16 protein-coding genes and 1 riboswitch are annotated in these 17805 nt (G+C 59.0%); of the genes, 8 read left to right on the top strand and 8 right to left on the bottom strand.

Going from position 1 to position 17805, the window contains the following annotated elements; translation table 11 throughout:
- Positions 1–44: 44 nt before the first annotated feature.
- Entirely contained in the window at positions 45–959 is a 915-nt protein-coding gene (locus J2Y56_RS02110) for a LysR substrate-binding domain-containing protein (protein ID WP_007945461.1), read from the bottom strand.
- Between the two features lie 174 nt (positions 960–1133).
- Here J2Y56_RS02110 and J2Y56_RS02105 point away from each other — a divergent pair, with 174 nt between their 5' ends.
- The gene (locus J2Y56_RS02105) at positions 1134–1751 is read left to right on the top strand and encodes a hemolysin III family protein (RefSeq protein ID WP_223518097.1); all 618 of its coding nucleotides are present in this window, start codon (positions 1134–1136) and stop codon (positions 1749–1751) included.
- Positions 1752–1862: 111 nt separating this feature from the next.
- Here J2Y56_RS02105 and J2Y56_RS02100 read toward each other — a convergent pair whose 3' ends face one another.
- Together J2Y56_RS02100 and J2Y56_RS02095 are read right to left on the bottom strand one after the other, a co-directional pair.
- Positions 1863–2582 (bottom strand): 16S rRNA (uracil(1498)-N(3))-methyltransferase, encoded by a 720-nt coding sequence (locus tag J2Y56_RS02100; RefSeq protein WP_310333482.1) that lies wholly within the window; start codon positions 2580–2582, stop codon positions 1863–1865.
- A gap of 132 nt (positions 2583–2714) precedes the next feature.
- A complete protein-coding gene (locus J2Y56_RS02095; RefSeq protein WP_007945458.1) occupies positions 2715–4121 on the bottom strand; it encodes an adenosylmethionine--8-amino-7-oxononanoate transaminase in 1407 nt (468 codons plus the stop codon).
- A 222-nt stretch (positions 4122–4343) separates the two neighbouring features.
- On the opposite strand from J2Y56_RS02095, the gene J2Y56_RS02090 reads away from it, so the two are divergent.
- The 3 genes from J2Y56_RS02090 (at position 4344) to J2Y56_RS02080 (ending at position 7499) form a co-directional block, all read left to right on the top strand.
- Positions 4344–6068, top strand: coding sequence for a flavin monoamine oxidase family protein (locus tag J2Y56_RS02090; RefSeq protein ID WP_007945457.1), 1725 nt, complete (start codon positions 4344–4346; stop codon positions 6066–6068).
- Between the two features lie 262 nt (positions 6069–6330).
- The gene (locus J2Y56_RS02085) at positions 6331–6882 is read left to right on the top strand and encodes a cytochrome b (RefSeq protein WP_007945455.1); all 552 of its coding nucleotides are present in this window, start codon (positions 6331–6333) and stop codon (positions 6880–6882) included.
- 32 nt (positions 6883–6914) lie between these two features.
- Complete coding sequence (locus J2Y56_RS02080) at positions 6915–7499, top strand: YceI family protein (RefSeq protein WP_033049197.1); 585 nt, start codon at positions 6915–6917, stop codon at positions 7497–7499.
- Between the two features lie 262 nt (positions 7500–7761).
- On the opposite strand, the gene J2Y56_RS02075 is transcribed toward J2Y56_RS02080, so the two are convergent.
- The 4 genes from J2Y56_RS02075 to ahcY form a co-directional block, all read right to left on the bottom strand.
- Entirely contained in the window at positions 7762–9636 is a 1875-nt protein-coding gene (locus J2Y56_RS02075) for a DEAD/DEAH box helicase (RefSeq protein WP_007945453.1), read from the bottom strand.
- A gap of 223 nt (positions 9637–9859) precedes the next feature.
- Positions 9860–10675: an ABC transporter substrate-binding protein gene (locus tag J2Y56_RS02070; protein ID WP_007945452.1), complete on the bottom strand. Its 816-nt coding sequence runs from the start codon at positions 10673–10675 to the stop codon at positions 9860–9862.
- Between the two features lie 124 nt (positions 10676–10799).
- Positions 10800–11645 (bottom strand): methylenetetrahydrofolate reductase [NAD(P)H], encoded by an 846-nt coding sequence (gene metF, locus J2Y56_RS02065; RefSeq protein ID WP_007945451.1) that lies wholly within the window; start codon positions 11643–11645, stop codon positions 10800–10802.
- Positions 11646–11831: 186 nt separating this feature from the next.
- Positions 11832–13241, bottom strand: coding sequence for an adenosylhomocysteinase (ahcY, locus tag J2Y56_RS02060; RefSeq protein ID WP_007945450.1), 1410 nt, complete (start codon positions 13239–13241; stop codon positions 11832–11834).
- A gap of 23 nt (positions 13242–13264) precedes the next feature.
- Positions 13265–13367: riboswitch (S-adenosyl-L-homocysteine riboswitch) on the bottom strand.
- Positions 13368–13548: 181 nt separating this feature from the next.
- Between ahcY and J2Y56_RS02055 the strand changes: the two genes are divergently transcribed.
- Together J2Y56_RS02055 and J2Y56_RS02050 are read left to right on the top strand one after the other, a co-directional pair.
- Positions 13549–13953, top strand: a complete 405-nt coding sequence (locus tag J2Y56_RS02055) for an acyl-CoA thioesterase (protein ID WP_007945449.1) — start codon at positions 13549–13551, stop codon at positions 13951–13953.
- Between the two features lie 103 nt (positions 13954–14056).
- Positions 14057–14941 carry a formate/nitrite transporter family protein gene (locus tag J2Y56_RS02050; RefSeq protein ID WP_007945447.1) on the top strand — a complete coding sequence of 295 codons (885 nt, stop codon included), beginning with the start codon at positions 14057–14059 and terminating at the stop codon, positions 14939–14941.
- 113 nt (positions 14942–15054) lie between these two features.
- Here the strand turns inward: J2Y56_RS02050 and J2Y56_RS02045 are convergent, their stop codons facing one another.
- Positions 15055–16224: an MFS transporter gene (locus tag J2Y56_RS02045; RefSeq protein ID WP_007945446.1), complete on the bottom strand. Its 1170-nt coding sequence runs from the start codon at positions 16222–16224 to the stop codon at positions 15055–15057.
- Between the two features lie 218 nt (positions 16225–16442).
- Here J2Y56_RS02045 and J2Y56_RS02040 point away from each other — a divergent pair, with 218 nt between their 5' ends.
- Complete coding sequence (locus J2Y56_RS02040; RefSeq protein WP_007945445.1) at positions 16443–17276, top strand: EamA family transporter; 834 nt, start codon at positions 16443–16445, stop codon at positions 17274–17276.
- A 40-nt stretch (positions 17277–17316) separates the two neighbouring features.
- Positions 17317–17700 (top strand): MAPEG family protein, encoded by a 384-nt coding sequence (locus J2Y56_RS02035; RefSeq protein ID WP_007945444.1) that lies wholly within the window; start codon positions 17317–17319, stop codon positions 17698–17700.
- The last annotated feature ends 105 nt before the right edge of the window (positions 17701–17805 follow it).

Below are 17805 nucleotides of genomic sequence, written 5' to 3'. Positions count from 1 at the left end.
TCCAAGGTGGGAGTGAGCCTGCTCGCGATGGCCGTGACACGGTTTCAGGGCTGGCGATTGGCGTACATCCGGCACTCCGCCAACAACGCCAGCAAGTTCGGATCGCGCTCCTTGGCCTTCAAGAACACCACGCCAATGTGTTGCTGCAACCGATAGCGTTCCTGCAACGGAATCAGCTTGACCCGGTTCTCATACACCGCCGCAATCCGCCCCGGCAGCAACGCATAACCTACCCCCGAGCTGACCATGCTCAGCAAGGTGAAGATGTCGTTCACCTGCATCGCCACTTTCGGCTCGAAGCCCGCCTGCTTGAACACCCGATTACCGTCCTGGTGCGTGGCAAAGCCCTGCGTCAGGGTAATAAACGTCTCGTCACGCACTTCGGCCAGATCGACCTCGGCGCGTTGGGCAAACTTCGAGTCAGCCGGCGTGGCGAGAAAAATGTCATCCGAAAAAAGCGCAATCTGCTCACAGTCCGGGTCGTTGACGCTCTCGTCCAGCGACACCAGGATCGCGTCGACTTCCAGGTTCTTGAGCTTGTACAAAAGGTCGAAGTTCGAACCGAGGATCAAGTCGATGTTGAGTTCGCTGCGGCGGATTTTCAGGCCCATGATCAACTGCGGCACAGTCTTCACGGTCAGTGAGTACAGCGAGCCGAGCTTGAAGCGTTCAGCGGAAAAGCCGGCAGCTTCGCGGGTCAGGCGCACGGTTTCGACCACGTCCTGAATCAGCTTCTGCGCCCGTTCTTCGAGCACATACGCACTTTCCAGCGGCGTCAGGTTACGGCCCTCGTGTTTGAACAGCGGGCAGCGCAGGGCGCTTTCCAGGGAATGGATGGCGCGATGCACGCTGACGTTGCTGGTCTGCAACTCGGCGGCCGCGCGAGCAAGGTTGCCGGTGCGCATAAAGGCCAGGAACACCTCGAGTTTTTTCAGGGTCAATTCTTCATCGATCAGCATGGCCTGGACTCTTATTCGAATGGCTCGATTGTGCACGCATGCGATCTTTTTTGTGGGAGCTATGTAGGAGCTGTCGAGTGAAACGAGGCTGCGAATTTTTGACCGCAACCTCGTTCCACTCGACAGCCTCTACAGTTTGCGCGATGTTGCAGTGAATTTTGAGGTGAGCAACGCATGTATCACGGGGAACGATTGAACGCCTGGACGCATTTGGTCGGGGCCGTGGCGGCAACAGTCGGGGTGGTGTGGATGCTGGTGATCGCCAGCATGGACGGCAGCCCGTGGAAGATTGTCAGCGTGGCGATTTACGGTTTTACCTTGATGGTGCTGTACAGCGCCTCGACCGTTTACCACAGCGTGCGCGGGCGCAAGAAAGCGATCATGCAGAAAGTGGATCACTTTTCGATCTACCTGCTGATTGCCGGCAGTTACACACCGTTCTGCCTGGTGACCCTGCGCGGGCCATGGGGATGGACGTTGTTCGGGATTGTCTGGGGGCTGGCGCTGATCGGCATCCTGCAAGAGATCAAGCCGCGCTCTGAAGCACGGATTCTGTCGATCGTGATTTACGCGGTGATGGGCTGGATCGTGCTGGTGGCGGTCAAACCGTTACTCGCGGCGCTGGGCACTGCGGGGTTTGCGTGGCTGGCGGCGGGCGGGATCTTGTACACCGTGGGCATTATCTTTTTTGCCCTGGATCATCGTTTGCGGCATGCCCACGGGATCTGGCATTTGTTTGTGATTGCCGGGAGCTTGCTGCACTTTGTAGCGATTTTCTTTTATGTCCTTTAAGACCGCGTCGCGGCCATCGCGGCGGTGCGGCGATCCGACAAGCCCGCTCCCACATTGAATCGGCGAATCACCAAAAATCCCTGTGGGAGCGAGCTTGCCCGCGATGAGGTCCTAGAAGTCACCCCAAAGCTGTTGGGCGACCGCTAACGCCACCACCGGCGCAGTCTCTGTGCGCAACACCCGCGGACCCAGTCGGGCAGCATGAAAACCAGCCGACTTGGCCTGATCGACTTCAGCATCGGACAATCCACCTTCCGGGCCAATCAGAAACGCCAATGTCCCCGGCTTCGCATGACTCACCAGCGGCTCCGCCACCGGGTGCAGCACCAGCTTCAACTGCGCTTCAGTCTGCTTCAACCAATCCACCAGCAGCAGCGGCGGGTGAATCACTGGCACCCGAGACCGCCCACATTGCTCGCAAGCACTGATCGCCACTTGGCGCCAGTGCATCAGGCGTTTGTCGGCGCGCTCGTCCTTCAGCCGGACTTCACAGCGGTCGCTGAAGATCGGGGTGATTTCAGTGACGCCCAGTTCGGTGGCTTTCTGAATCGCCCAGTCCATGCGCTCCCCCCGGGACAGGCCCTGGCCGAGATGGATCGCCAGCGGCGATTCAACCTGCCCGGCGAAGCTTTCATCGATCTGCACGACGACGCGTTTCTTGCCAACCTCCACCAGCGTGGCGCGAAACTCGTTTCCCGAACCGTCGAACAACTGCAAGGCATCGCCCTCGGCCATGCGCAGCACACGGCTGATGTAATGGGCCTGGGCTTCGGGCAACTCGTGTTCGCCGGTGCTCAGGGGGGCGTCGATAAAGAAGCGGGACAGTCTCATCTTGGGTCTCTAGTGAATTCGATCGTTCCCACGCTCTGCGTGGGAATGCCTCACCGGACGCTCCGCGTCCGCTTTTTGGGACGCAGAGCGTCCCTGGCTGCGTTCCCACGCGGAGCGTGGGAACGATCAGTGTTAGCCCGGATCACGGAAGCCGGGATGGAAGTCTTTCGGCACCGCCACGCTGATGCTGTCGCGCGTCGCGATGTCGATGCCTTCGCTGGCCACTTCGGCCAGAAAGTCGATCTGCTGCGGCGTGATCACGTACGGCGGCAGGAAATACACCACGCTGCCCAACGGTCGAAGTAAAGCACCGCGTTCCAGTGCGTGCTGGAACACCTTCAACCCGCGACGTTCCTGCCACGGGTAGGCTTCTTTCGTAGCCTTGTCCTTGACCATCTCGATGGCCAGCACCATGCCGGTCTGGCGCACTTCCGAGACGTTCGGATGGTCGGCCAGGTGCGCGGTGGAGGAGGCCATGCGCTGAGCGAGGGCCTTGTTGTTCTCGATGACGTTGTCTTCTTCGAAGATATCCAGCGTCGCCAGTGCGGCGGCGCACGCCAGCGGGTTGCCGGTGTAGCTGTGCGAATGCAGGAAGGCGCGCAGGGTCGGGTAGTCGTCGTAGAAAGCGCTGTAGACGTCTTCAGTGGTCACGCAGGCCGCCAGCGGCAAGTAACCGCCGGTCAGGGCCTTGGACAGGCAGAGGAAGTCCGGGCGGATGCCGGCCTGTTCACAGGCGAACATCGTGCCGGTGCGGCCAAATCCGACGGCAATTTCGTCGTGGATCAGGTGCACGCCATAGCGGTCGCAGGCTTCACGCAACAGTTTGAGGTAAACCGGGTGGTACATGCGCATGCCGCCAGCGCCCTGGATCAGCGGCTCGACGATCACTGCCGCGACGCTGTCATGGTTCTCTGCCAGGGTCTGTTCCATGGCGGTGAACATGTTGCGTGAGTGCTCTTCCCAGCTCATGCCGTCTGGGCGCAGGTAGCAATCGGGGCTCGGCACCTTGATGGTGTCCAGCAGCAGCGCCTTGTAGGTTTCGGTGAACAGCGGCACGTCGCCCACCGACATCGCCGCCATGGTCTCGCCGTGGTAGCTGTTGGTCAGGGTGACAAAGCGCTTCTTGGCAGGCGCACCGCGGTTGAGCCAGTAGTGAAAGCTCATTTTCAGCGCGACTTCGATGCAGGACGAACCGTTATCGGCGTAGAAGCACCGGGTCAGGCCTTCGGGAGTCATCTTCACCAGTCGCTCGGACAGCTCGATCACCGGTTGATGGCTGAAGCCGGCGAGGATCACGTGCTCCAGTTGATCGACCTGATCCTTGATGCGCTGATTGATGCGCGGGTTGGCGTGGCCAAACACGTTGACCCACCAGGAGCTGACAGCGTCGAGGTAGCGCTTGCCTTCGAAGTCTTCCAGCCACACACCTTCCCCGCGTTTAATCGGGATCAGCGGCAGCTGTTCGTGGTCTTTCATCTGGGTGCAGGGATGCCACAACACCGCGAGATCGCGTTCCATCCACTGTTTATTCAGGCCCATTTTCTGTCTCCTCGAGGCTACCCGCGACGTAGGCGGGCAAACAATCGCGCAAGCCTATGCAATGCGTGGCGTGGGGACAACCCATTGTGTCGATTGAGCTACTTTGTATAGGACGATAGACGTTGCTGGCGGGCGTCTGAAGCCTGACGTATCCTTCGCGGTTCCTGGAGTCGACTGACTCGTAAAACCGTATTTTCCACATGTATTTCCGGAGTTCGCTGAATGTCTGTCGGTTGGCTGCGCGCCTGTGCGCTGGTGATGTTGGGGCTGTTCAGCGTGTCTGCGCTGGCCAAGGATAAAACCGTGATCGTGGTCGGTGGCGGGCTGTCTGGCCTGACCGCAGCTTACGAACTGCAGAGCAAAGGCTGGCAGGTCACGCTTCTGGAAGCCAAGTCGAGCCTGGGCGGTCGCTCCGGCATGGCCACCAGCGAGTGGATCGGCAACGACAAGACTCAGCCGGTGCTGAACAAGTACGTGTCGACCTTCAAGCTGAGCACCACGCCAGCCCCTGAATTCGTGCGCACGCCGAGCTACCTGATCGACGGTGAATACATTACCGCCGCCGATCTGGCGACCAAGCAGCCAGCCACCGCGGAAGCGCTCAAGCGCTACGAAAAAACCGTGGATGATCTGGCGCGCTCGATTGACGACCCGCAGAACCCGGCCGCCAACAACACACTGTTCGCGCTGGACCAGATCAACGTGGCCAATTGGCTCGATCGTCTGAACCTGCCAACCACGGCCCGTCAGTTGGTGAATCAGCAGATTCGTACCCGCTATGACGAACCTTCGCGCCTGTCATTGCTGTACTTCGCACAACAGAGCCGTGTTTACCGTGGCACCTCCGATCGTGATCTGCGCGCGTCGCGACTGGTGGGCGGCAGCCCGATGCTGGCCGACGCTTTCGTCAAACAGCTGAAAACCATCAAGACCAACTCCCCTGTCTCGTCGATCACTCAGGACAAGGACGGCGTGACCGTCAAAGTCGGTAGCGTCGGCTATCAAGCGGACTACGTGGTGTTGGCCGTGCCGTTGCGCGCACTGGGCAAGATCCAGATGACCCCGTCGCTGGATGCCAAGCATATGGACGCCATCAAAGGCACCAACTACGGTTGGCACGACCAGATCATGCTGAAGTTCAAGACGCCGGTGTGGGAACCCAAAGCGCGCATGTCCGGCGAGATCTTCAGTAACACCGGCCTTGGCATGTTGTGGATCGAGCCGGCACCGAAGGGCGGCGCCAATGTGGTGATCAACCTGGCTGGCGACAACGCACGCGTGATGCAGGCGTTTGGTGACAAGCAAGTCGTCGATCAAGTGCTGATTCGCCTGCACGCCTTTTATCCGCAGGCGCGTGGTGCGTTCACCGGCTATGAACTGCGCCGCTACAGCACCGACCCTACGATGGGCGGCGCTTACCTGGCCTTCGGTCCGGGCCAGATCAGCAAATACTGGCGCCTGTGGGAGCGACCGATTCAGCGTGTAACCTTTGCCGGCGAACACACTGATACCTTGTACCCAGGCACCCTGGAAGGCGCATTGCGCACCGGCCAGCGTGCGGCCAGTCAGGTTGAAGACTTGGCGGCGGGCAAGTCGTTTGAGCCGGCGAAAGTGGCGACCGCAGCGGCAGCCGGCGCGGTGGCGGCGAAGAAAGGTAACTTCTTCAGCAACCTGTTCGGTGGTTCGGATGACGCCAAGAAGGCAGAGCCGGTCAAGGCACCTGAGCCTGTCACTCCACCCGCACCGGCTCCAGCTCCGGTAGCTGCACCGGCACCTGTCGAAGCGCCGAAGCCTGCAACGCCAGTAAAAGCCGAGCCCGCCAAAAAGGCACCGGCGAAAGCTCCGGCGAAGAAGCCTGCCGCCAAAACCGAAGCCAAAAAGGCTCCGGTGAAGAAACCAGCGACTAAACCCGCTGCGACAGCGACAACGGTTACCAAGGCGCAGTAAGCGTCGGGGTTAAAAAAACGCGGCAGAGATGTCGCGTTTTTTTATGCCTGAAGAAAACCAGTAGCGGGAATCGAATAAAGCCCGGGGAGTAGGTGTTTTCTAGTCGGAGTGCATTTTTTCTCACGCAGTGGTCTTTAATCTTTCCTTAACACACCTATTTCAATCTCTTGATCGTATTTCTCGATATTTCAAAGCAAAATTTTCGGCTTTAATTCGATAGATAACTCGTTAGTCTTGGGCCAGCACTTACAGGGACTTGGCAATGCAACTACGAAACTCTACCTCTCGCTACGGCTGGGTCAGCATCTTCATGCACTGGGGCGTGGCGCTGGCGGTCTTCGGTCTGTTTGCATTGGGGTTGTGGATGATCGATCTCGATTACTACAGCACTTGGCGCAAAGAAGCGCCGGAATTGCACAAGAGCATCGGTCTGGTACTGCTGGCTGTCATGGTTCTACGGTTGCTGTGGCGCTTCATCAGCCCACCGCCGCCTACGCTGCAAAGCTATAGCCGCATGACGCGCCTGGGCGCCAAATTCGGCCATTTGTTTCTGTATCTCAATTTGTTCGTTGTGATGATTGCCGGTTACCTGATTTCCACCGCAGAAGGCGTCGGGATCCCGGTGTTTGGCCTGTTTGAAGTTCCTGCGCTGGTTTCCGGACTACCGGATCAGGCAGACACCGCCGGTGTGATTCATTTGTACCTGGCGTGGGTGCTGGTCATTTTTTCCGGCTTCCATGCGTTGGCAGCACTGAAACACCACTTTATAGATCGCGATGTGACCCTGACGCGAATGCTGGGGCGCAAAGCCTGATGTTCAACCTCGACTCCAAAGGAATAGAAAGCATGTTGAAAAAAACACTCGCTGCTCTGGCAATCGGTTCGACCCTGCTGTCCGCCAACGTGATGGCGGCTGACTACGTCGTCGACAAGGAAGGCCAGCACGCCTTCGTTGACTTCAAGATCAGCCACCTGGGTTACAGCTACATCACCGGTACTTTCAAGGACATCGACGGCAAGTTCAGCTTTGATGCTGCCAAGCCGGAAGACAGCAAGATCGAGTTCAACGTAAATACTGCGAGCGTTTTTACCAACAACGCGGAGCGTGACAAACACATCTCCAGCAAAGACTTCCTCAACGGGAGCAAAGCCACGTTTGTTTCCACCAGCGTCAAACCCACCGGCAAAAACGCCGCTGGCAAAGACACTGCCGACGTGGCGGGTGACCTGACTATCCTTGGCGTGACCAAGCCAATCGTGGTCAAGGCTACTTTCCTGGGTGAAGGCAAAGATCCATGGGGCGGCTACCGTGCCGGTTTCGAGGGCACCTTCAACCTCAAGCGTTCCGATTTCGGCAAGCAGAAAGACCTGGGCCCATCGTCCGATGCGGTTGAAATGTACGTGACCTTTGAAGGTGTGAAAGCGAAATAACTTTCGCGCCTGACACAAAAAACGCCCTCGATCTCATGATCGGGGGCGTTTTTTTTGAACAAGATTTTTATCTACACCACCGAACCGCTGTGGGAGCGGGCTTGCCCGCGATGGCGGTGGGTCAGTCAACATCAATGTTTGATGGACTGACGCTATCGCGGGCAAGTCGAATCGTCGCACCGCCGCCCCACAGGGGTATTCGTCAGTCCAAAAAAATGCCCCTGACCGTGAGATCAGGGGCATTTTTTATGGCTGGAAAAACTTAGCGATTGCGGGTCAGCAACGCTGGTTTTTCGCCTCGCGGACGGCCTGGCAGTTGATCAAGTTGCTCAGGAGTCGGGAAACGATCGGTTTTCGACTCCTTGTGAATGATCTTCGGCGCTGGGCTGCGCGGGTTTTGCACGGCCGGTTCCGAACGTGGCTGATCGTCCCGGGCAGGGCGGCGGTTGCGGCCTTCTTCGCGACGGGCCTGACCGTCACGTGGAGCACCGCTGCGTGGGCCACTGCGCTTGGCCGGCGGCGTGCCGGTGGTGGCGCCGTCGCTGCTGCGCGGACCGCTTTGGCGACCCTGAGGCTTGCCGCCGGTGCGCGGAGCACCTGCGCCAGCGGTTGTGCCTTGTGCCGGAGCACCCGGACGGCGACCACGACCCTGAGCCGGTTTGGCTTGAGGAACGTAGTCAACGCGGTTACCGAAGTTATCGATATCGTCGTCCAGGAACTCGTCCGGAGCACGGTCAGCAGCAGCGCGTGGTGCCGGGCGCTGTTGCTCGCGAGCCGGGGTGCCTTCGCGTGGCTTGTGTTCACGCGCCGGACGATCGCCACGGGCAGTGGCGGCAGGTTTTTCCTTGCCGCCCTTGTCCTTGCCTTTGTCCTTGCGACCGCCGCCACCGCCGGTGCCGTTCGGACCGTCGCCGCGCGGGCCACGTGGGTTGCGCGGGTTACGCACATCCGGACGCTCGCGCACTTCAGGCTTCTCGGCTTCTACAGCACTGGAGTCGAAGCCCATCAGGTTGCCGTCGGCAATCTTCTGCTTGGTCATGCGCTCGATGCTTTTCAGCAACTTCTCTTCGTCCGGCGCGACCAGCGAGATCGCTTCGCCCGAACGACCGGCACGGCCAGTGCGGCCGATACGGTGAACGTAGTCTTCGTCGACGTTTGGCAATTCGAAGTTGACCACGTGTGGCAACTGATCGATGTCCAGGCCGCGAGCGGCGATGTCGGTGGCGACCAGGATGCGCACTTCGCCGGCCTTGAAGTCGGCCAGGGCTTTGGTGCGAGCGTTCTGGCTCTTGTTGCCGTGGATCGCGACGGCGCTGAGGCCGTGTTTGTCCAGGTACTCGGCCAGGCGGTTGGCGCCGTGCTTGGTGCGGGTGAACACCAGCACCTGTTCCCAGGCGCCCGCGGTGATCAGGTGGGCCAGCAGCGAACGCTTGTGGTTGGCGGGCAGACGGAATACGCGTTGCTCGATACGCTCGACCGTGGTGTTCGGTGGCGTGACTTCGATGCGTTCCGGGTTGTGCAGCAATTTGCCGGCGAGGTCGGTGATGTCCTTGGAGAACGTCGCCGAGAACAGCAGGTTCTGCCGTTTGGCTGGCAGGCGGGCCAGGACCTTCTTCACGTCATGGACAAAGCCCATGTCGAGCATGCGGTCGGCTTCGTCCAGCACGAGGATTTCCACGTGGGACAAATCGACGCTGCCTTGGCCAGCGAGGTCGAGCAGGCGGCCAGGGCAGGCCACCAGCACGTCAACACCACGGGACATGGCCTGAACCTGCGGGTTCATGCCGACGCCGCCGAAGATGCACGCGCTGACGAACTTCAGGTCACGGGCATAGACCTTGAAACTCTCGTGGACTTGAGCCGCGAGCTCGCGAGTCGGGGTCAGGACGAGAACGCGCGGTTGGCGCGGGCCATGACGCTGGGATTTGTCCGGGTGACCGTTAGGGAACAGCCGTTCCAGAATCGGAAGGGCGAAGCCACCGGTTTTACCAGTACCTGTCTGTGCCGCAACCATCAGGTCGCGACCTTGCAACACGGCGGGAATGGCCCGCTGTTGCACCGGAGTAGGCTCGGTATAGCCCGCTGCCTCGATGGCGCGGACTAAAGCCTCGGAGAGACCGAGGGAAGCAAAGGACATGAGTAATCCTGTTTTAGTTAGGGCTTGGCCCAATGGGAGTCTTGCCTGGCGCGAATGGCGTTTAAGAGGAACGCAATCCCGTCCGGTCCTGCTGGGCCTTGAAAGCTCGTCTGGAGCGCTCGCGCGGGCTGAAGAGCTGCGCTGTAGCGGGGTCAAGATGCCTATAACAAGTCCGAGCGTCCGGGCGTGAGCCTGGCGGGAAGGCCGGAGTATAACAGAGCAATCACTGCGCGCCGCTTTCCTGCTGCTCAACGGTTTTTACAGGGGGCGTAGTCGCCGTGGTGACTTTGATGGCGGCGACGGGGCCCGCGCCGTAACGGGCGCTCAACTCCGCATAGGCAGGTTCGCGCTTGAACCGCTTGAGCTCGGCACCGAAACGTTGCACCAGCAAATCCATGCCGGCATTTTTGCGGACCGCCAGAAACTGGCTCTGGTGACTGATGACTGTCGGGTTTTCGGTGATCTTGTTGCGGATACCCAGTTGATCGAGCAAGTGCTGGCCGACCCGGCGATCCGTGATCAACAGGTCGATTCGCCCGCGTACCAGCTTGCCGAAGTTGGCTTCATGGGTTGGCGCCGGTTCACGGGTGAACAGCGCCGATTCGCTGAAGTCCTTACTGTAGAGATAGCCCGGCGACGTGCCGATGGTCAGGCCTTTCAGATCCTCCAGGGTGCGAAAAGGATGAGGTCGGGCATTGGCGTAGAACATCACGAATTCGACTTCCGAGAGTGGCTCGGCGGGATAGAGCAGGGTCGCGTCCCGCTCATCACTGTGGAAAATGTCCAGTGCACCATCCGCCTGGCCGGTTTCGAGCATCGACAGACAGCGTTTCCACGGCAGGAACTGCCAGTCCACTTCGATCCCCAGGCGTTTGAAGACTATGGCTGTGGTTTCGTAATCCAGCCCCATGGATTTGCCATTTTCCTCGTAGACGTAGGGCGCCCAGGGCTCAGTGACAATGCGCAGCTTCTCGCCCCGAGCGGCAAAGCTCAGGCAAGTAAAAAGCAGCACTGTCATAAATTGCGAAATCAAGGGCATGGCTTGAGATTACGACGAGAAATCATAAAGAGCCAGAAGCCCGATCCAGAAGCTCTGGCACAAAGTGCGTCCCATAAAAAAGGCCCTGGATTTCGCCAGAGCCTTTTCATGATTTTGCACTGTTTCAGCGCGGCAACTTCAGGTTGTTCCACACCGCCAGACTCGCTTCAGCCTGGTTCAGTGTGTAGAAGTGCAGGCCGGGTGCACCACCTTGCAACAGGCGTTCGCACATTTCGGTGATGACTTGCTCACCAAAGCCTTGAATGCTTTGGGTGTCGTCCCCGTACGCTTCCAGCTGTTTGCGAATCCAGCGTGGAATTTCCGCGCCGCAGGCGTCAGAGAAGCGCGCCAGTTTGCTGTAGTTGGTGATCGGCATGATCCCCGGAACGATCGGGATAGTCACGCCCAGCGCCCGTACACGCTCGACAAAGTAGAAGTAGCTGTCGGCGTTGAAGAAGTACTGGGTGATCGCGCTGTCGGCTCCGGCTTTGGCCTTGCGCACGAAATTGGCGATGTCGTCTTCGAAATTTCGCGCTTGCGGGTGCATTTCCGGGTAAGCGGCGACTTCGATGTGGAAATGATCGCCGGTCTCTTCACGAATGAATTCGACCAGGTCGTTGGCGTGGCGCATTTCACCGCTGGCCATGCCCATGCCCGAAGGCAGGTCACCGCGCAGGGCAACGATACGCTTGATGCCCGCAGCCTTGTACTGGGCCAGCAAACCGCGCAAGTCGTCCTTGCTGTCGCCCACGCAAGACATATGCGGTGCGGAAGGGACTTTCACTTCGCTTTCGAGCTGCAACACGGTGTTGAGGGTGCGATCACGGGTCGAACCACCAGCGCCGTAGGTGCAGGAGAAGAAGTCAGGGTTGTAGGTCGCCAGATGACGGGCAGTGGCGATCAGTTTTTCATGCCCAGCGTCGGTCTTCGTAGGGAAGAACTCGAAGCTGTAGCGACGGTCTTGGGACATGGAGGGGGCCTCCAGCTGCAAGCTGCAAGCTTCAAGCTGCAAGTGGGGGTCGTGCCCATTTGGCATGCTTCGGCTTGCAGCTTGTGGCTGCGAAATTGCTATGAAGAAGCAAGCAGAAAGCCTCAAGTTTCAAGTAAACGAACTGCTTTTTACTTGCCGCTTGAAGCTTGTAGCTCGCAGCTGCTGTCAGTACCGATAAGCGTGCGGCTTGAACGGACCTTCGACGGTCACGCCGATGTAGTCGGCCTGGGTCTTGGTCAGTTGAGTCACAACGCCGCCGAAACCGCGGACCATTTCCAGGGCCACTTCTTCGTCGAGTTTCTTCGGCAGTACTTCAACGGTCAGGCGCTCGGCTTTCTGGGCTGGCGACAGGTCGGCGTACTTCTGGCCGAACAGGAAGATCTGCGCCAGCACCTGGTTGGCGAACGAACCGTCCATGATGCGGCTTGGGTGGCCTGTGGCGTTGCCCAGGTTAACCAGACGGCCTTCGGCCAGCAGGATCAGGTAGTCGTCGTTCTGAGCGTCGAAAGCGCCCGGGCCGGTACGGTGGATTTTGTGAACCTGTGGCTTCACTTCTTCCCACGCCCAGTTTTTGCGCATGAAAGCGGTGTCGATTTCGTTGTCGAAGTGACCGATGTTGCAGACAACAGCGCGCTTTTTCAGGGCTTTGAGCATGTTCGAGTCGCAAACGTTGACGTTACCGGTGGTGGTCACGATCAGGTCGATCTTGCCCAGCAGCGCTTTGTCGATGCTTGCTTCAGTGCCGTTGTTGATACCGTCGATGAACGGCGAAACCAGCTCGTAGCCGTCCATGCAGGCTTGCATGGCGCAAATCGGGTCAACTTCGGAAACCTTGACGATCATGCCTTCCTGACGCAGGGACTGGGCCGAACCCTTGCCCACGTCACCGTAACCGATGACCAGCGCTTGCTTGCCGGACAGCAGGTGGTCGGTGCCGCGCTTGATCGCGTCGTTCAGGCTGTGACGGCAGCCGTACTTGTTGTCGTTCTTGCTCTTGGTCACCGAGTCGTTGACGTTGATGGCCGGGATTTTCAGCTCGCCCTTGGCCAGCATGTCCAGCAGGCGGTGTACGCCAGTGGTGGTTTCTTCGGTAACGCCGTGGACGCGGTCCAGGATCGCCGGGTATTTCTTGTGCAGCAGCTCGGTCAGGTCGCCGCCGTCGTCGAGGATCATGTTGGCATCCCAAGGCGCGCCATCTTTCAGGATGGTTTGCTCCAGGCACCACTCGTACTCTTCTTCAGTCTCGCCTTTCCAGGCGAAAACCGCGATGCCGGCAGCAGCGATAGCGGCTGCGGCCTGATCTTGAGTCGAGAAAATGTTGCAGGACGACCAACGTACTTCGGCACCCAGGGCAACCAGGGTTTCGATCAGCACGGCAGTCTGAATGGTCATGTGGATGCAGCCGAGGATTTTCGCGCCTTTGAGCGGTTGCTCACCGGCGTATTTGCGGCGCAGACCCATCAGGGCAGGCATTTCGGATTCGGCGATGATGGTTTCGCGACGGCCCCAGGCAGCCAGGGACATGTCGGCGACTTTGTAATCGTTAAAATCTGCAGGCGTGATAACAGCGCTCATGATGAGCCTCCATTCGTAATGTATGCGAATGGGCGCCGTTGTGCGTTTAGTGTCTGGCCGAGAACAGCCAAGCAACGCCCCATCCGAGCCTGACAGGTCGAACCTGCTGCAGCGCCCCTCGGACAGGTGGCGGGAAAACGGTAGTAGCCGTTTTAAATCGGTGGCGATTATAGCTGTCTTTAAGCTTCAAGTTGCAAGCCGCAAGCGACAAGTTGCAAGCGGACCGATTTTCACTTGCAGCTTGTAGCTTGAAACTTGAAGCTGGGGGCACACCTACCGCAATCGATCAAACACCCCGGAGCCCCCCATGAATTTCCACACCCGCAAATGGGTAAAACCCGAAGACCTCAACCCTAACGGCACGCTGTTCGGCGGCAGCTTGTTGCGCTGGATCGATGAAGAAGCGGCGATCTATGCCATCGTCCAGCTGGGCAACCAGCGCGTGGTGACCAAGTACATTTCCGAAATCAACTTCGTCAGCGCTTCGCGTCAGGGCGACATCATCGAGCTGGGCATCACCGCCACCGAGTTTGGTCGCACGTCGATCACCCTGACTTGCGAAGTGCGCAACAAGATCACCCGTAAAAGCATCCTCACCGTGGAAAAGATGGTGTTCGTCAACCTCGGCGAAGACGGCTTGCCGGCGCCCCATGGCCGTACCGAAATCAGATACGTCAAAGATCAGTTTCAGGATGATGTGGCTAGCGAGTGATATCGGCGGCGGCCTCACTATCAATGATGATTTAACTGACCACTGAACAGCTCCGAACCGCGCGTGTCGTACCTACATGACACGCCACCGGTTCAGGAACGCTATGGACACCCCAAAAGACGGCAAGACCCCGAACCTCTCGGCTGAAGAACGGCACGAAGTCGACAAAAACCAGCCACCCCGTGCGGCGGTGCTGCACGAAATCATCCGCACCCAGGGCGATAAGGAACTCGAGCGCAGTGTCGCCGCCCTGTGGTGGTCGGCGCTAGCCGCCGGCCTGACCATGGGTTTGTCGCTGATGGCCATGGGGCTGCTCAACGCGCGACTGCCTGACGGTGAAGGCTTCAAGGTGATCGCCAGTTTCGGTTACTGCGCAGGTTTTCTCGCGGTAATTCTGGCCCGTCAGCAACTCTTCACCGAAAACACCTTGACCGCCGTGCTGCCGATCATGAGCAAGCCTACGTTGGGTAACTTCGGTCGGCTTTTGCGGCTGTGGTCGGTAGTGCTGGTGGGCAACCTCTGCGGCACCTTGCTGGTGGCATATGTGATGCTGCACTTGCCGATTTTCGACACCAAGACCGATCTGGCCTTCCTCGACATCGGGCGCAAGGTTATGGAAAACGACGCGAGCAAAATGTTCGCCAAAGGCATCATTTCCGGCTGGATGATCGCCACCATGGTCTGGATGATCCCGTCCATGGAAAGCGCCAAGATGTGGATCATCATCCTCATCACCTATTTCATGGCGCTGGGAGATTTCACTCACATTGTGGTCGGATCGGTTGAGGTTTCGTACCTGGTGTTCGCCGGCGAGTTGCCGTGGAAGGATTTCTGGCTGGTGTTCGCAGGTCCCACGCTGGTGGGGAACATCGTCGGTGGCAGTTTTATCTTCGCGCTGATCAGCCATGCGCAGATCCGCAGCGAGAGTGGGCCGCCCAAGAAGAGTGCGGATCAGGCACCGGATCCACACAAGCGCAAAGAGGAGTGAGGGCAGGGGTACCGCGTCAACTTCATCGCGAGCAGGCTCACTCCTACGGGTGGGGCGCGGTCCATGTGGAGTGAGCCTGCTCGCGATAACTATTTCAGCAGCAAAGCAGTCAATCAGCCGGGCACATTGACCGCAACCGCACCGCGCCGCTGCAGATAAATGAAGAACAGCGCCGTAAACACGGTCAGGCCACTGACCAGCGCACCCGTCCATGGCAAGTCCGCCAGGTCGGCGCCGCTGGCAACCACAAGTCCGCCAATCCACGCACCCGCCGCGTTGCCAAGGTTGAACGCACTCTGGTTCAACGTGGAGCCGAGGTTAGGCGCTTCGTGCGCCTGGTCGATGATCAACAGTTGCAGGATAGGGCACAGGGCAAAAGCAAAAATCCCCCACAGCACCAGCGTGATCGCCGCCGGAATCACCGAGTGACTGGTCTGCGTGAACGTCGCCAGCACCACCAGCACGGCCAGCGCCATGCCGACCAGTGAAGGCAGTAAACGACTGTCCGCCAGTCGACCGCCGAGCATGCTGCCTGCCGTCAAACCCACGCCGAAGAGCAACAGCATGATCGTCACGCCGTGCGGGCTGACGCCGGTGATGTCTTGCAGGATCGGCGCGATGTAAGTGAACACGCTGAACAGACTGGTCGAAGCCAGTACACTCATGCCTAGCGCCAACAACACATTGACCTTGCCCAGCACCTTGAACTCGCTGGCGAGGTTGGCCTTGTCCATGGCGATGTGTCTGGGCAACCAGCGCCATTGCGCGATCGCGGCAATCACACCAATCACCGAGACCGCCCAGAAGGTCGAGCGCCAGCCGGCGTACTGCCCAAGCGCGGTGCCCAATGGCACGCCCAGTACATTGGCCAGCGTCAGGCCGGTGAACATCATTGCAATGGCTTGTGCGCGCTTGTTCGGTGCGACCAGGCCGGCCGCGACCACCGAACCGATGCCGAAGAACGCACCGTGACACAACGCAGTGACCACGCGGGCAGCCATCAAGGTGGCGTAGTTTGGCGCGAGGGCGCACAAGACATTGCCGAGGATGAACATCATCGTCATCCCCAGCAATGTCGCCTTGCGCGGCATGTTGGCGGTGCCGACCGCAAGGATCGGCGCACCGAACACCACGCCCAGGGCATAGCCGGTGATCAACAAACCGGCGTTCGGGATGCTGACGGCGAGGTCGCGAGCGACATCGGGCAACAGGCCCATGATGACGAATTCAGTGGTGCCGATGCCGAACGCGGCAACAGCGAGGGCAAGCAAGGCGAGTGGCATGCGCAAGGTCTCTGTCGGTAGTCTTGACGCTGTGATCAGGCATACGCATGCCAACGACCGTTCTCGGTGAGAGCGGGCATGGACAGAAATTATTGGAATTAGTCTGTGCGCAACTGAGTGCGGCGTGGTCGCTTGCAGTATAAACAGCTGCTGACCTATGGCGAATCAATTATCTGGGCGCTTTGCGCAGGGAATAAAAACAAACAAAGGAGTTTGCCGTGCTTGCAACAGCACTGGTGTTAGTCGCTGCGCTGTTGCACGCAGCGTGGAATACCCTGATCAAATTCAGTGCGGAACGCTTGCTGGTGGTGGCCTGCATGGACAGCGTGGCGATGCTGTTTGTCGCCGTCATGTTGCTATTTGTGAGCGTACCGCCGATTGAAATCTGGCCCTGGATCCTGGCGTCGGCGGCGTTCGAATTGCTTTATCGCTACCTGCTGATCCAGGCCTATCGGGTCGGTGATCTGGGGCTGGTCTATCCGTTGATGCGCGGACTGTCGCCGCTGGTGGTGCTGGCCCTGACGCTGATCTTCGCCGGGGAAGTGCTGACCAATCAGCAGGTTTTAGGGATTCTGCTGATTCCGTTCGGCATGCTTTGCCTGTTGTGGCAGGGTGGGGGTGGTGCGCGCTTGCCGTGGTCGATGCTGCCGGTGGTGGCGCTGATCGGACTGTGCATCGGTTGTTATACCTTCATCGATGGCCAGGCATTGAGGCGCTGGTCGCACCCGCTGGATTATCTGGTTTGGGTCACACTGCTCAGTGCCTGGCCGTTTCCATTATTGGCGCTGGTGCGCAAACGGCCGGCGTTCATGCTGTTCTGGCGGGAGCAATGGCGGTTGGGGCTGGCGGTCGGATTTTGCGTGTTGTTCAGTTACGCTCTGGTGCTGTGGGCAATGCAGCTGGGCTCGATTGCCGAAGCTGCGGCGCTGCGTGAAATCAGCGTGATTCTGGTGGTGCTGTTCGGCATGCGCTACCTGAAAGAACCGTTCGGCCGGCCAAGACTTCTGGCTTGTGGCCTGGTGTTGATTGGCATGTTGGTGATGAAGTTTTAACCGAAACCCGAATCTCTGAAACTAAAGAAAGGACTGCTTTATGACGGTTGCCCTGTGGTGCATTTTGATCGCGATTTTCCTGCCGTATATCTGCACGGGTGTTGCCAAGGCCAGTGGCGGGTACAGGTTGAAAGACAACCATGATCCCCGGGATTTTCTCGATTCGCTGGAGGGTTTGGGCAGGCGTGCGCATGCCGCACAACTGAACAGTTTTGAAGTGACCCCGGCGTTCGCTGCGGCGGTGATCGTCGCGCACCTGGCCGGCAATGCCGAACTGGTGACGATCAATGTCCTGTCGGTGTTATTCATCACCAGCCGGTTGCTGTACATCATTTGCTACCTGGCGGACTGGGCGATTTTGCGGTCGTTGGTGTGGTTTGTGGGGATGGGGTTGATCGTGAGTTTCTTTGTGGTGTCGGTCTGACAGAGCTTCAGAGGGTGTAATTAATTTTGTGTAAACGGTCATTTGGCAGGAGACTGCCTACCCCAAGGAAATCCAATGACCGAGCCAAAACCCAAGCGCGCCAAA

Origin of the sequence: Pseudomonas sp. BE134, from assembly GCF_031456105.1 — a bacterium.
In the GTDB taxonomy this organism is placed as follows: Bacteria; Pseudomonadota; Gammaproteobacteria; order Pseudomonadales; family Pseudomonadaceae; genus Aquipseudomonas.
The sequence above is the reverse complement of the archived record's forward strand: the minus strand, read 5'-3'. Positions and strand labels throughout refer to the sequence as shown.

What these genes read in the sequence shown, in the direction of transcription:
- J2Y56_RS02080 (WP_033049197.1), top strand. Translation starts at nt 6,915, where the DNA reads ATGTTGAAAAAAACACTCGCTGCTCTGGCAATCGGTTCGACCCTGCTG.
- ahcY (WP_007945450.1), bottom strand. Translation starts at nt 13,241, where the DNA reads ATGAGCGCTGTTATCACGCCTGCAGATTTTAACGATTACAAAGTCGCC.
- J2Y56_RS02050 (WP_007945447.1), top strand. Translation starts at nt 14,057, where the DNA reads ATGGACACCCCAAAAGACGGCAAGACCCCGAACCTCTCGGCTGAAGAA.
- J2Y56_RS02110 (WP_007945461.1), bottom strand. Translation starts at nt 959, where the DNA reads ATGCTGATCGATGAAGAATTGACCCTGAAAAAACTCGAGGTGTTCCTG.
- J2Y56_RS02070 (WP_007945452.1), bottom strand. Translation starts at nt 10,675, where the DNA reads ATGCCCTTGATTTCGCAATTTATGACAGTGCTGCTTTTTACTTGCCTG.
- J2Y56_RS02035 (WP_007945444.1), top strand. Translation starts at nt 17,317, where the DNA reads ATGACGGTTGCCCTGTGGTGCATTTTGATCGCGATTTTCCTGCCGTAT.
- J2Y56_RS02055 (WP_007945449.1), top strand. Translation starts at nt 13,549, where the DNA reads ATGAATTTCCACACCCGCAAATGGGTAAAACCCGAAGACCTCAACCCT.
- J2Y56_RS02100 (WP_310333482.1), bottom strand. Translation starts at nt 2,582, where the DNA reads ATGAGACTGTCCCGCTTCTTTATCGACGCCCCCCTGAGCACCGGCGAA.
- J2Y56_RS02045 (WP_007945446.1), bottom strand. Translation starts at nt 16,224, where the DNA reads ATGCCACTCGCCTTGCTTGCCCTCGCTGTTGCCGCGTTCGGCATCGGC.
- J2Y56_RS02075 (WP_007945453.1), bottom strand. Translation starts at nt 9,636, where the DNA reads ATGTCCTTTGCTTCCCTCGGTCTCTCCGAGGCTTTAGTCCGCGCCATC.
- J2Y56_RS02090 (WP_007945457.1), top strand. Translation starts at nt 4,344, where the DNA reads ATGTCTGTCGGTTGGCTGCGCGCCTGTGCGCTGGTGATGTTGGGGCTG.
- J2Y56_RS02105 (WP_223518097.1), top strand. Translation starts at nt 1,134, where the DNA reads ATGTATCACGGGGAACGATTGAACGCCTGGACGCATTTGGTCGGGGCC.
- metF (WP_007945451.1), bottom strand. Translation starts at nt 11,645, where the DNA reads ATGTCCCAAGACCGTCGCTACAGCTTCGAGTTCTTCCCTACGAAGACC.
- J2Y56_RS02095 (WP_007945458.1), bottom strand. Translation starts at nt 4,121, where the DNA reads ATGGGCCTGAATAAACAGTGGATGGAACGCGATCTCGCGGTGTTGTGG.
- J2Y56_RS02085 (WP_007945455.1), top strand. Translation starts at nt 6,331, where the DNA reads ATGCAACTACGAAACTCTACCTCTCGCTACGGCTGGGTCAGCATCTTC.